Raw genomic sequence first — 13414 nt, 5'->3', positions numbered from 1 at the left:
GATAAAATGGTTTTTAATTGATTGTTTGTAACAAAAATTACGGATTGCGGCGAATAAAACTGCGTGCATCGCCAGCCGGGATGCACGCAGCAGCAGGGAGTGTGTCAGCGGCGCTTAGTAGTAGTTCAGCCCCATGGCGGCTTTGACTTCAGACAGGGTTACAGCGGCTACCTGACGGGCGCGGGCGGTACCTTGTTTCAGCATGGCCAGAATGGCCGCCGGGTCGCGGGCGTATTGTTCACGGCGCTGGCGGATGGGGGCCAGCAGTTCCTGCAGGCATTCTTCCAGGTGCTGCTTGATGACGGCATCGCCCAGCCCGCCTTGCTGGTAGTGTTCTTTCAGGCGTTTCACCAGTTCGATATTGGGGTGGAAGGCATCCAGATAGCTGAACACCACATTGCCTTCCACCTGGCCGGGGTCGGACACGCGCAGGTGATTGGGGTCGGTGTACATCATCTTCACCGCCTGGCGGATTTCATCGGCACTGGCCGACAGGGTGAGGGTGTTGCCCAGTGATTTGGACATCTTGGCCTTGCCGTCGATGCCGGGCAGACGGGCGCCCACTTCCGGCACCATGGCCTTGGCCTCCACCAGCACCGGGGTTTCCACGCTGCTGTTAAAGCGACGCACGATCTCGTTGGTCTGCTCGATCATCGGGATCTGGTCTTCACCCACCGGTACCACGGTAGCCTTGAAAGCGGTGATGTCGGCCGCCTGCGCCGCCGGATAGGTAAGAAAGCCCGCCGGAATATCGCGCTCGTAGCCGCGTTGTTTTATTTCATCCTTGATGGTGGGGTTGCGCTCCAGCCGCGATACCGTCACCAAGTTGAGATAGTAAGACGCCAGCTCGGTCAGTTCCGGTACCAGGCTCTGGATGAAAATGGTGCTCTTGTCCGGATCTATGCCCACCGCCAGATAATCCAGCGCCACTTGCAGCACGTTGTCGCGTACTTTCAGGTAGTTGCCCATATTGTCGGTCAGCGCCTGGGCATCGGCCAGTAGCAGGAATTGCTGGCAGCGGTCCTGCAGCAGCACGCGGTTGCGCAGCGAGCCCACGTAATGGCCTAGGTGCAGCGAGCCGGTGGTGCGGTCACCGGTGAGAATGATGTCCTGGGAGGTGATGTTGCTCAGTTTCATGTCGGGTTCCGATCTTCAGTGATTAACGGAAACCATCGACAAGGCGGAACGTAGACAAAACAAAACCCGGATCCGCCTTGTCGGCAGCCTCCGGGTTGTATGCGTGCGCAGTCGCCGGTGCTACCTCAGAAGAGGCGCCACCACCAGGTAAAGGATGCGAATGCGTTGCGGGAGTTCATGTTTTCTATCACAACACGGCGGGCTTGCCGCCGTCAAGCGGCGGCTGTTGCAAAAATACCCAGAGAAAATGACATACATAGGACAGGATTATTCTGAAAAGCATCAGGCGCTGACATCAATCACGCTGCCCACCGGCTTGTAGGGAAGCTGGTAAGCATGGGCCGCTCTGCCGGGCAGGGGATGCTCCGGCTGTTGCTGGCTGGCGGTGGATTGTTGTTGCTGGTTGTTGCTGGTTTCCGCCATTTCCTTGCGCAGTTCGCCGGAGAGCACGGGCGTATCGGGCTTGCCGCTGACGCCGGCCAGCTGCGCGCCCTGGCGCCAACTGCCGGGCGCATAGCTTTGCCAGCTGGTAATCGGGAGGATGAACATGGGCAGCTCCGGTGGAGTGATGGTGTTTGGAGCCGCTTTTGCTAACGACAGTTCCTCTTCTTTATTTAAAAATCGATATAAAACAATGGGATATTGCCTGCGAGGCTATGTTGATCCGGCAGGGGCGTAAAAAAAGGAAGGCGTGACAGCCTTCCTTTTTCGCTTGCCGGCCGGTGGCGCGGCCTAGAGCGGCTAACAAAATAGCGTAGCGGCCCTGGAGCAAGGAGGCGCAACGCAGCAGCAGGGTTTTTGTCAGCGGCTCTTAGAAACGACGTGACAAAGTGGCCTTGTGCATGATGGTGGTGGCGATTTCTTCGATGGACTTGTGGGTGGTGCTGATAAACGGCACGCCATGGAAGCGGAACATCGATTCCGCTTCGTTCACTTCGAAGTGACAGTTGTCCAGGCTGGCGTATTTGGAATCCGGGCGGCGTTCCTGGCGGATATGGTGCAGGCGCGCCGGGTCGATGGTCAGGCCGAACATCTTGTTGCGGTAGGGCAGCAGCATCTTGGGCAGGGTGGGGCTGTCCAGGTCTTCCGGGGTGAGCGGGTAGTTGGCGGCCTTGATGCCGTATTGCAGCGCCAGATACAGGCAGGTGGGGGTTTTGCCCGAGCGTGATACGCCCACCAGGATGACGTCGGCCTCGGCCAGGTCTTTCAGTTTTACGCCGTCATCGTGATTGAGCGAGAAATTGACCGCTTCGATGCGGTGGTCGTATTTCTCCTCGCTGCCCACGCCATGGGCCTTGCCCAGCGTCAGCGAGGCCTTCTGTCCCAGTTCGGCTTCCAGTTCGCCGATGAAGGTATCGAAGAAATCCACCACCAGGGCATTGTCGATATGCAGTACCTGGCGTACTTCCGGGTTGACGATGCTGGTGAACACCAGTGGCTTCAGGTGATCGGCTTCGGCCACGGCGCGGATGTGGTGTACCACCACCTGGGCCTTTTCCACGGTATCGATGAAGGGGATGGCCTCGCGCTTGAATTCCAGGGTGTCAAACTGGGTCAGCAGGGTATTACCCAGCGATTCGGCAGTGATGCCGGTGCGGTCGGAGATGAAAAAGGCGGAGCGGCGGTGTGGCATGGATGCACCTGTTTCGGAATCGATAAGAAAATAGTTGTGAGGGATTATACCCCTGCCCGCCGACTGTACGGCAGCGGTGAGGGTGCTGGCATGAATTGGCCATGATCCGCCCTGGCTATGGCTTTTGTTGTAGTTGCCACACTACATTGCGGTCACAAATCGGCAAAGAAACGCCCTTACACTCACCATTCTCGGGCGTGGTTTGCATTGATATGGGGCAAACCCTGATGTTGTGCGCTGCAAAATGGGCTACGCAAGTCCTGTGGTATTCGGCTAGAATGCGGGTTTTCTATCCGTCCAATCCAACACAGGAAGTGAAGTGATGGCAGAGAACTACGTCATCTGGTTCGAGAAGCTGCGCATGACTGACGTTGAACAGGTAGGCGGCAAGAACGCCTCCCTGGGTGAAATGATCAGTCAGCTGGCAGGCTCGGGCGTCCGAGTCCCCGGTGGTTTTGCTACTACCGCGGATGCCTACCGAGATTTCCTCCAGCACAATGGCTTGGCTGACAAGATCAGCGCCGCGCTGTCCAATCTGGACATCGACGACGTGACCGAGTTGGCGCGAGTCGGCAAGGAAATTCGCCAGTGGATCATCGATACCCCTTTCCCGGCCAAGCTTGATGAAGATATCAAGACTGCCTGGGACAAGATGGTCGCCGATGCCGGTGGTGCTGATATTTCCGTAGCAGTCCGTTCTTCTGCAACCGCAGAAGATCTCCCCGATGCCTCGTTCGCAGGCCAGCAAGAAACCTTCCTGAACATTCGTGGCCTTGAAAACGTCAAGGATGCGATGAAGCACGTTTTTGCTTCTCTGTATAACGATCGCGCCATCTCCTACCGCGTACACAAAGGCTTTGCCCACGATGTGGTGGCTCTGTCTGCTGGTGTACAGCGCATGGTGCGTTCCGACCTCGGCGCCGCCGGTGTGATGTTTACCATCGACACCGAATCCGGCTTCGAAGACGTGGTGTTCATCACCGCTTCTTATGGTTTGGGCGAAACCGTGGTGCAAGGTGCAGTGAACCCCGACGAGTTCTACGTACACAAGCCGACCCTGAAGGCAGGTCGTCCGGCTGTGCTGCGCAAGAACATGGGTTCCAAGCTGATCAAGATGGAATTCACCGATGCTTCCCAGGCTGGTCGCTCGGTCAAGACCGTGGATGTGCCGGCTGAACAGCGCAAGCAATTCTCCATTACCGACGCGGAAGTGGCGGAACTGGCTGAATACGCGCTGATCATCGAGAAGCACTACGCCCGTCCGATGGATATCGAATGGGGCCGTGACGGCGAAGACGGCAAGCTGTACATCCTGCAAGCCCGTCCGGAAACCGTTAAGTCGCAGGAAGACCGCAAGGACACCCTGCGTCGCTACCGCCTGAACAGCAAGTCCACCGTGCTGTGCGAAGGCCGCGCCATTGGTCAGAAGATTGGCCAGGGCACCGTGCGCACCATCAAGGACGCCTCCGAAATGGATCGCGTCAAGGCTGGTGATGTACTGGTGACCGACATGACCGACCCGGACTGGGAACCGGTGATGAAGCGTGCCGCCGCCATCGTGACCAACCGTGGTGGTCGTACCTGTCACGCGGCGATTATCGCCCGCGAACTGGGTATCCCGGCCGTGGTGGGTTGTGGTGACGCCACCGACATCCTGCGTGAAGGCATGCAGGTGACCGTATCCTGCGCCGAAGGCGATACCGGTAACATCTATGACGGCCTGCTGGATGTCGAAATCATCGACCTCGAGCTGGACAAGATGCCGGCCGCTCCGGTCAAGATCATGATGAACGTGGGTAATCCGGAACTGGCCTTCGACTTCGCGCAGCTGCCGAACGAAGGTGTGGGTCTGGCGCGCATGGAATTCGTGATCAACCGCCAGATCGGTATTCACCCCAAAGCCCTGCTGGAATTCGACACCCTGCCGGCCGACCTGAAGGCGACCATCAGCGATCGCATTTCCGGCTACGCCAGCCCGGTTGACTTCTACGTGGACAAGATTGCCGAGGGTGTTGCTACCCTGGCCGCAGCCTTCACCCCGAAAAAGGTCATCGTGCGCATGTCCGACTTCAAGTCGAACGAGTACGCCAACCTGATCGGTGGTCAGCTGTACGAACCGCACGAAGAAAACCCGATGATCGGTTTCCGTGGTGCTGCACGCTACGTGGCTGAATCCTTCCGTGACTGTTTTGACCTGGAATGCCGCGCCATCAAGAAGGTGCGCGACGAGATGGGTCTGGTCAACGTGGAAGTGATGATCCCGTTTGTGCGTACCCTGGCTGAAGCCGAGAAGGTTGTGGAAATCCTGGCTGCCAATGGTCTGAAGCGTGGCGAAAACGGCCTGCGTCTGATCATGATGTGCGAACTGCCGACCAACGCTGTGCTGGCCGACAAGTTCCTGCAGTTCTTCGACGGTTTCTCTATCGGTTCCAACGACATGACCCAGCTTACCCTGGGCGTGGACCGCGATTCCGGTGGCCCGATTGCCGCCACCTTCGACGAGCGCAACGAAGCCGTGAAAGCCATGCTGCATATGGCGATCCAGGCTTGCCGCAAGGCCGACAAGTATGTCGGTATCTGTGGTCAGGGTCCGTCGGATCATCCGGACTTCGCCAAGTGGCTGGTGGAAGAGGGCATCAACACCGTGTCCCTCAACCCGGACACTGTGGTGGAAACCTGGCTGTACCTGGCTCGTGAACTGAACGCCTAAGTCTGCAACTAGCCGGCTAGATAAAAACCGCCCTTTCGGGGGCGGTTTTTTTATGGGTGCTCAGTATGGGCATGGCGGATCTAAAGGATGGGTTTGGCTGATGGCTGCTTTAAGCATGGCTTAAGCTCGTCAGACTTAAATGGTGGAGCACTTTCCATCCATACAAGGACAGATCATGAAAAAAATTCTTGCCATGCTGAGTATCGCCGCCCTGCTGCCACTTGGCGCGCATGCCGAGTTTGTTGGCGAAGGCAGCACTCCGGCGCTCACCACCGTTGCCAAGGCGCTGCAGGCTGCCGATGACAGCCGCGTCATGCTGGAGGGCAATATCGTCCGCCAGATCGATAGCAAGCATTATGAGTTCAAGGATGCCAGCGGTACGGCAAAAGTGGAAATTGACAGCAAGTATCTGCCGGCTGAAAAATTTACCGCGCAAAGCAAAGTCCGTCTGCAGGGCAAGGTAGATAAGGAATTCTCTGGCAGCAAGATTGATGTCAAGAAGATGGAAATCCTGCCTTAAACCATCGCGTATTACTCCTGACATCACCGGACCCAGGTCCGGTTTTGCTATTTCTGGCTGCCGGAAAACTGGCAGATTCATGATTTTTCCCGTGGTTGCCTGAAATTTTCTCCTGCGGCATTGTCATTATTTTTAATAAATACAATGACTTGACTTTATTTTGTGGCTGGCATGCAAGCTGCTAAATGCTCAGCACGCTCAACTGGTGCCGCTTGGTGACCAGCGTCTGAGCAAGCCAACCCAGGAGACTGTGATGCAGCGCGATATCGGAATGGATTTGCCGGATGATTTTTGCCAGGACATGAGCCACGCTTACACGCTTCCTGCTCGCTATTACACTTCTGATGCGGTGTTCGACTACGAAAAACAGCAGATTTTTGCCAAGTCCTGGCTGTGTTTCTGCCACGGCAGCGAACTGGCAGAAAACAACGCCTATGTCACACGCCGCATCGCCGGAGAAAACCTGTTGGTGGTACGCGGGCGGGATGGTGTGTTGCGGGCTTTCTACAATGTCTGTCCACACCGCGGGCACGAGTTGCTGCAAGACAGCGGCATTGCCAAGAATGTCGTCAGCTGTCCTTATCACGCCTGGACCTTCAAGCTGGATGGCGAGCTGGCGGTGGCGCGCAATTGCGAAAATGTGGCCCATTTCGACAAGGCAGATTACCGGCTGACACCAGTACAGGTGGCGGAATACTGCGGCTTTGTCTTCATCAATATGGACATGCAGGCCGAAGCCGTGGAAACCGCGCTGGCCGGGCTGGCCGAGCATCTGCACAGCGTCTGTCCCAATGTGGCCAGCCTGCAGGTGGCTTCGCGCACGATTACCGATACGCCGGCCAACTGGAAGGTGATTGTCGACAACTACATGGAGTGCTACCACTGTGCGCCGGCCCATCCCGGCTTTTCCAGTTCGGTGGACAGCGCCAGTTACACCCATACCTTCCATGGCCGCTGGACCTTGCAACACGGCCATTCCAAATCATCCAGCCAGGGATATTCCTTTGATGGCGATGTCGCCAACCAGGCTTTCAGCGGTTATTGGGTATGGCCCTGTGTCATGTTCAACGTGGTGCCGGGCGATGACACCATGACGGTGATCTACGAGTACCCGGTGTCGGCGGGGCTGACGGTGCAGTACTACGAGGTGCTGATGCCCAGCAAGGAGGTGACGCCGGAGCAGCGCAATTTTATCACCTGGGCGACCCAGACCTTCCGCCCGGAGGATCTGCGACTGGTGGAAAGCGTGCAGCGCGGTCTGCAATCGCGCGGTTACCGCGGCCAGGGGCGCATCATGGTGGACGATAGCCTCAGTGGCATCAGCGAGCACGGCATCGCCTATTTCCACCGCATGGTGGCGCAATGCTACCGTCAGTAAAACCATGCGGAACAAGGAGGCAGCATGAGCCAGATTCGCTGGATGAAAGGCCACCTGCTGGCGACGCAGTGGCTGGCACGGGATATCAGGGCGCTGACCCTGCAGCCGGCTGACGCGAGCTATCCTGCATTTAGCTCTGGCAGCCACTTGCTGCTGCGGGCCGGCAGCAGCGCGGATAGTCCGGTCAATGCCTATTCGCTGCTGGATGCCAGCTATGACGGCAGCAGCCTGCATATTGCGGTAAAGCTTGAGGCAAGTGGGCGTGGCGGATCGGCCTGGCTGCATGGCCTGCAGCCGGGTGCCGGGCTGGAACTCACCACCCCGGCCAACCTGTTTGCCCTGCAGCCGGGAGCGGAATCCTTGCTGTTCATTGCCGCCGGTATCGGCATTACCCCCTTTATCGCCCATATGGCGGCCATGCGCGGCCGGGAGCAGGATTTCCAGCTGCACTACGCTTACCGCTCGCCGGCTGAGGCAGCCTTTGTCGAGGAGCTGGCCGGGCATGCATCGGTGCGGCTGTATGATGCCAGCCAGGGGGCAAGGCTGGATGTGGCGGCGCTGCTGGCCGGTGTGGGCGCCACAAGCCATGTGTATGCCTGCGGGCCGCAGCGTCTGATTGCTGCGGTGGAAGCAGCCGGAGGAGATGTGGCGCAGCAGGGACGCTTGCACATCGAGCGCTTTAGCCTGCCGGATAGTCCGGGCGGAGCGGAGTTTGTTGTGCAACTGGCGCGTTCCGGCTGCGAAGTGCGGGTGGCTGCTGACGAAAGCATGCTGGACGCCATTCAGCGGCAAACCAGCATCCAGGTCGAAAGCCTGTGCCGTGAAGGCTATTGCGGCACTTGCGAGACCCGCTTGCTGGCAGGGACGGCCCTGCATCGCGACCAGTATCTGAGTGCGGCGGAGCAGGCGGCGCAGGACCGGGTCATGCTCTGTGTGTCACGTGCTGCCTGTGAGCGGCTGGTGCTGGATCTGTAAATCCACCCGATCTGGCAAGGTTCGCGGTGTGCGGCCGGTGTCTTCCCTTGCGGGGAGGCACCGGCTTGTTGCATTCAACCGTCGATAACCTGCTGGGCCAGCCGGATGCCGTACTTTTTCATCTTGTATTGCAGGGTGGCGCGTGGCAGACCGCACTGGCGCGCGGCTTCGGACAGATTCGGATAGCGCTTGAGGTAGTGCAGCAACAGGGTGCGTTCGTAAGCGGCTACCTGGGCTTCCAGCGAGGCTGAGGCTTCGTTGTCCACAGCCGGTGGAGACGGGAGCGCCGTCGTGGTGGTGCAGGGGGGCAGGGGCTCCAGCTGTTGCTCGTCTTCTTCCAGCAGGATGAAATCCAGCTCGTCGCCATTTTCACAGAAGATCAGGCTGCGCAGGATGATGTTTTCCAGCATGCGCACATTGCCCGGCCAGCGGTGCCGCTGTAGCCGCTCCAGTACGGCTGGGCTGATGCGTTTGACGCGGTTGCCGGTGATCTTGCCGTTTTTTTCCAGAAAGGCTTGGGCCAGCAGCGGGATGTCGCGCTTGCGTTCGCGCAGCGGCGGAATGGTGAGATAGCCCACATTCAGCCGGTAGAGCAGGTCGGGGCGAATGCGCTGCTTGTCCAGCATGGTTTGCGGCGACTCGTTGGTGGCGGCGATGATGCGCACATCCACCCGGCACTCCTGGCTGGAGCCGACGCGGCGGAAGGTCTGTTCCTGCAGCGCGCGTAGCAGCTTGCCCTGCACCGCCATCGGCATCGAATTGAGTTCGTCCAGAAACAGCGTGCCGCCATGGGCGCTTTCCAGCAGGCCCTTGCGGTCTTCGGCGCCGGTAAAGGCGCCCTTCACGGTGCCGAATAGGGCACTTTCAAACAGCGGCTCGGGCATGGCGGCGCAGTTGAGCACCAGGAAGGGCTGGCGTGCCCGTTCGCTGTGGGTGTGCAGCAGCCGGGCGAACAGCTCCTTGCCGGTGCCGGTTTCACCGTAGATCAGCACTTGTACATCGGTCTTGGCCAGCCGTTGTGCCTGATGAATCAGCTTCTGCATTTCCGGCTCGCAGGTGACGATGCCATCATCTCCCGGTGGCTGCTGGCCGTGCAGCTTTTGCTGCAGGTCGATGAACTGCTCATGCAGGTGGTTGATGACTGACAGGTCGCGGGAAATCTCGATGGCACCAATGATGTCTCCGCCGCTGTTCTGCAAGGGCAGGGTGGTATGCACCTGGTGTACCGGATTGCCGCCGGGGTTGTAGTACAGCTGGTACTGGTTGTGATAGCGCTTGCCCTTGAACGCGGCCTGCAACAGGGTGCTGCTGTGCTGGTTCAGTTGCGGATAGATCTGCAGCACCGGATTACCCAGGGCATGGGCGGCCTGGTAATCGTCGATGTGGGCGCTTTCTTCGTTGTAATACACATAGTTACCCGCAGCATCGACGATAGCGACCGGCTGGGGCAGTGCGTCCAGAAATTCCATGAAAATGGAAATGGCAGACGCCAGTTGGCTGTCCATGAACTCCTCCTCCGATGTGACTTCTTCTTGTTTTGCCTATTGATACCACGTCTTCTCCTGCTTGGGGACAATCTGTACGCCTAGTGGGTGAGCCGGGGCGCGATGCTGACCATGGCGGGCTGCTGAATTTCTGGCAGTTTCGCAACTATTCACGCAAATGCAGGAAATCAGCAATAGTTGATTATTGTAGTGCCTTGTTTTTAATAGTTTTTATCTGGGATGGCAGGTGGCATGAAACGTGCTGAAGGCAGTGCATGCCACCATGCAGCACCACGATCTGTCCCGTGCTGCTGTTCACTCAGGGGAGAGCCAGCTTGTCCGATACCTTCATGCCCCAAGGCGCGGCTGCTGTCGCGCCGATCATCGACATCCGCAATCTGCGCAAGCGATTTGGCGCGCAGGAAGTACTCAAGGGCGTGTCCTTTACCGCGCAGACCGGCGACGTAGTGTCGCTGATCGGTGCCAGCGGTTCTGGCAAGAGTACCTTGCTGCGCTGCATGAACATGCTGGAGGTTCCCGACAGCGGCCAGGTACTGATCGCCGGCGAAGAGGTCGCTCTGAAGACCAACCGCCATGGCCAGACCGTGCTGGCCGATCCGCCCCAGGTGGACCGCATGCGCACCCGGCTGGGCATGGTGTTCCAGAGCTTCAATCTGTGGCCACACATGACCGTGCTGGAAAACCTGATCGAGGTGCCGATTCGCGTGCTGCGCCAGCCACGCGGCGAAGCCATCGCCCTGGCCGAAGCGCTGCTGGCCAAGGTGGGCATGGCGGAGAAGCGCCACAGCTATCCGGCTTTTCTGTCCGGTGGTCAGCAGCAGCGGGTAGCTATTGCCCGTGCCCTGGCGACGCGGCCTTCGGTGATGCTGTTTGACGAGCCGACCTCGGCGCTGGACCCGGAACTGGTGGGTGAGGTGCTCAAGGTGATCCGCGATCTGGCACAGGATGGCTGCACCATGGTGTTGGTAACCCATGAGATGGCCTTTGCCCGCGATGTGTCCAGCAAGGTGATGTTTCTGCACCAGGGCTGTATCGAAGAAGCCGGCACGGCACGGCAGGTATTTGAAAACCCCGGCAGTGAGCGCTGCCGCCAGTTCGTCAATGCGCAGTTCTGCCGTGCCTGACTGCGCATGGCACGCGCTGTGGCCACTTCAGCCGCTGGTACAAGGCGGCACGGGGCCAGCTGCGCTGTAGTGATCACGCATTTCTGTTGTTGGCCGTACCCGTCCGCATCGCTTCACCCACCCTATGGAGAGATAGACATGAAAACCACAATGCTGCGTATTTGCCTTGCCTTGTCCTGTAGCCTGCCGGCTGCCGCCACACTGGCCGGCCCGCTGAAGGTGGGTATTGCCGCCGAGCCTTATCCGCCATTTTCCATCAAGCAAAGCTCCGGCCAGTGGAGCGGCTTTGAAGTCGAGCTGGTGCAGCGCATCTGCCAGGAAATCAAGGAAAAGTGCCAGATCACCGAGGTGGCCTGGGACGGCATCATCCCCTCGCTCAACAGCAAGAAGATCGACGTCATCTTCAATTCCATGTCGATTACCCCGGAGCGGGAAAAGGTCATTGCCTTCAGCAAGCCTTATTACTACACCGATGCCGAATACGTGGCCCCCAAGGCCAGCAAGCTGACACTGACGCCTGAAGGGCTGAAGGGCAAGGTGATCGGGGTGCAGTCGTCCACCGTCAATGCCGACTACATCAAGAAGCGTTATGGGCAGGTAGCCAGTATCAAGTATTACAACACCCAGGACGAGCTGAATGCCGACATGGCCGCCGGCCGGGTGGATGTGATGCTGCTGGACGCGCTGGCTGCCAGCGATTTCCTCAAGAGCAAGGATGGTGCCGCGCTGGAGTCCAAGGGCATGGCACCGCGCGATCCCATTTTCGGTCCCGGCGTAGGGGCGGGTTTGCGCAAGAGCGATGTCGTGCTCAAGCGCAAGTTTGACGATGCCATCCTCAAGCTGCGCCAGGACGGCAGCTTCAACGCCATCCAGAAGAAATATTTCAAGGTGGACATTTCCGTCAAATAAGCCGGCGCAGGGCAGGGGCTGCCTGGGCTGCCCTGCCTCGTGGTCAGGACGAGCAGGTCTTATGCGAAAGGAAATGGCATGGAATGGTTGACCAAGGCATTCGATGCCGTGGTGCTGGACTGGGGCTGCGCCTTGCTGCAGGGCGCGCTGGTGACGCTGCAGATTTCACTGGGCGCATTTTCAGTAGGGCTGTGTATCGGCCTGCTGGTGGCCATGATCAAGATGACCCGCCACGGGCTGCTGTTGCGGCTGGCCAATGCCTACACCACGGTGTGCCGGGCAGTGCCGGAGCTGCTGCTGATCCTGCTGCTGTATTACGCCGGCGGCGACCTGATCAACTGGGTGCTGGCGCAGCTGGATCAGGGACCGGCCCCCATCAACGGCTTCATGGCCGCCGTGGTGGTGCTGGGCATTGTGCAGGGTGCCTACGCCGCGGAGATCATCCGGGGCGCGGTGCAGTCCATCCCCACCGGCCATCTGGAAGCTGCCCGCGCCTTTGGCTGCCCGCGCCACATGATCGTGCAGCGCATCATCCTGCCGGAAATGCTGCCCTACGCGCTGGGTGGGCTGTCCAATCTGTGGCTGATCCTGATCAAGGATAGCGCCCTGATCAGCGTGGTGGGTTACAACGAGCTGCTGTTCACCACCAAGCAGGCGGCCGGTTCCACTCGCGAATATTTGCTGTTTTATCTGGCGGTGGCTGCGGTGTATCTGCTGATCACCCTGTTGTCCAACCTGCTGTTCAGCCGGTTTGACCGGCGTATCAGCCGCTGGATGCCAGCGCACTGAACGGGGAGCACACCATGAATTTCGAATGGCTGGGAGAGTATGGCCGGATGATGGTGCTGGGGGTGATGACCACCCTGCAGCTATTGCTGATTGCCGGGACGCTGGGTTTTGCGCTGGCGGTGCTGGTAGGGTTTGGCCGGCTGTCGCGCCAGCCTTTCATTGCCTGGCTCAGTCTGTCCTTTACCAATCTGATCCGTGGCACGCCCCTGCTGGTGCAGATTTACGTGATGTATTACGGCGTGGGCAGCCTGTTTGTCAGTTTTCCGCTGCTGCGTGACAGCTGGCTGTGGCCTTATCTGCGCGAAGGTTTCTGGTATGTGGCGCTGGCACTCACGCTGAGCGTGGCCGGCTATGTCGGCGAGGTGATCAAGGGTGGTTTGCGTGGCGTGCCCAAGGGTGAGCTGGAAGCCGCGCGGGCGCTGGGCATGCCGCGGCTGCTGATGATCCGCCGCATCTGGCTGCCACGGGCCATCTTCATCCTGCTGCCCACGCTGGCGGGCGAGTCGGTGATGCTGCTCAAGTCCACTGCGCTGGCTTCCACCGTGGCGGTGATGGATGCGCTGGGCGTGGCCAACCTGATCCGCAATCAGACCTTCCTCACGTATGAACCCCTGCTGGTCATGGCATTGATTTATCTGCTGCTGGCCATGCTGATCGAGCGACTGTTCAAGCGGCTGGAGATGCGCCTGCCAGTCCGGAACGCTTTCTAGCCCCTCTAGTTCAAGGAGTGCAGC

The 13414-nt window shown here is 59.1% G+C and carries 12 protein-coding genes; 8 read left to right on the top strand and 4 right to left on the bottom strand.

The window, feature by feature from the left end; genetic code table 11:
- Positions 1 to 114: 114 nt before the first annotated feature.
- The 3 genes from trpS to ppsR all read right to left on the bottom strand — a co-directional run bounded on the left by trpS (position 115) and on the right by ppsR (position 2770).
- A complete protein-coding gene (trpS, locus tag H2Z84_RS20880; protein WP_181837700.1) occupies positions 115 to 1137 on the bottom strand; it encodes a tryptophan--tRNA ligase in 1023 nt (340 codons plus the stop codon).
- 282 nt (positions 1138 to 1419) lie between these two features.
- Positions 1420 to 1686, bottom strand: coding sequence for a hypothetical protein (locus H2Z84_RS20875; protein WP_181837699.1), 267 nt, complete (start codon positions 1684 to 1686; stop codon positions 1420 to 1422).
- Between the two features lie 262 nt (positions 1687 to 1948).
- A complete protein-coding gene (gene ppsR / locus H2Z84_RS20870; RefSeq protein ID WP_059286739.1) occupies positions 1949 to 2770 on the bottom strand; it encodes a posphoenolpyruvate synthetase regulatory kinase/phosphorylase PpsR in 822 nt (273 codons plus the stop codon).
- A gap of 322 nt (positions 2771 to 3092) precedes the next feature.
- Here ppsR and ppsA point away from each other — a divergent pair, with 322 nt between their 5' ends.
- The 4 genes from ppsA (at position 3093) to H2Z84_RS20850 (ending at position 8353) form a co-directional block, all read left to right on the top strand.
- A complete protein-coding gene (gene ppsA, locus H2Z84_RS20865; protein WP_181837698.1) occupies positions 3093 to 5480 on the top strand; it encodes a phosphoenolpyruvate synthase in 2388 nt (795 codons plus the stop codon).
- 175 nt (positions 5481 to 5655) lie between these two features.
- Positions 5656 to 6000, top strand: coding sequence for a YgiW/YdeI family stress tolerance OB fold protein (locus tag H2Z84_RS20860; protein WP_181837697.1), 345 nt, complete (start codon positions 5656 to 5658; stop codon positions 5998 to 6000).
- Positions 6001 to 6253: 253 nt separating this feature from the next.
- Positions 6254 to 7378 (top strand): aromatic ring-hydroxylating oxygenase subunit alpha, encoded by a 1125-nt coding sequence (locus H2Z84_RS20855; protein ID WP_181837696.1) that lies wholly within the window; start codon positions 6254 to 6256, stop codon positions 7376 to 7378.
- A 24-nt stretch (positions 7379 to 7402) separates the two neighbouring features.
- On the top strand, positions 7403 to 8353 hold the full coding sequence (locus tag H2Z84_RS20850) for a PDR/VanB family oxidoreductase (RefSeq protein WP_181837695.1): 951 nt from the start codon (positions 7403 to 7405) through the stop codon (positions 8351 to 8353).
- A 74-nt stretch (positions 8354 to 8427) separates the two neighbouring features.
- Here H2Z84_RS20850 and H2Z84_RS20845 read toward each other — a convergent pair whose 3' ends face one another.
- The gene (locus H2Z84_RS20845; RefSeq protein WP_181837694.1) at positions 8428 to 9858 is read right to left on the bottom strand and encodes a sigma-54 interaction domain-containing protein; all 1431 of its coding nucleotides are present in this window, start codon (positions 9856 to 9858) and stop codon (positions 8428 to 8430) included.
- A 329-nt stretch (positions 9859 to 10187) separates the two neighbouring features.
- Between H2Z84_RS20845 and H2Z84_RS20840 the strand changes: the two genes are divergently transcribed.
- From H2Z84_RS20840 to H2Z84_RS20825, 4 genes are all read left to right on the top strand, one after another.
- Positions 10188 to 10982 carry an ABC transporter ATP-binding protein gene (locus H2Z84_RS20840; RefSeq protein ID WP_220272935.1) on the top strand — a complete coding sequence of 265 codons (795 nt, stop codon included), beginning with the start codon at positions 10188 to 10190 and terminating at the stop codon, positions 10980 to 10982.
- A gap of 138 nt (positions 10983 to 11120) precedes the next feature.
- Positions 11121 to 11891, top strand: coding sequence for a transporter substrate-binding domain-containing protein (locus H2Z84_RS20835; RefSeq protein ID WP_181837693.1), 771 nt, complete (start codon positions 11121 to 11123; stop codon positions 11889 to 11891).
- Between the two features lie 78 nt (positions 11892 to 11969).
- Positions 11970 to 12680, top strand: a complete 711-nt coding sequence (locus tag H2Z84_RS20830; RefSeq protein ID WP_181837692.1) for an ABC transporter permease — start codon at positions 11970 to 11972, stop codon at positions 12678 to 12680.
- Positions 12681 to 12694: 14 nt separating this feature from the next.
- Positions 12695 to 13390 (top strand): ABC transporter permease, encoded by a 696-nt coding sequence (locus H2Z84_RS20825; RefSeq protein ID WP_181837691.1) that lies wholly within the window; start codon positions 12695 to 12697, stop codon positions 13388 to 13390.
- Positions 13391 to 13414: the final 24 nt, after the last annotated feature.

Source organism: Aquitalea aquatica (assembly GCF_013911085.1).
GTDB lineage: Bacteria > Pseudomonadota > Gammaproteobacteria > Burkholderiales > Chromobacteriaceae > Aquitalea > Aquitalea aquatica.
This window is presented reverse-complemented; position numbering and strand designations above follow the sequence as displayed.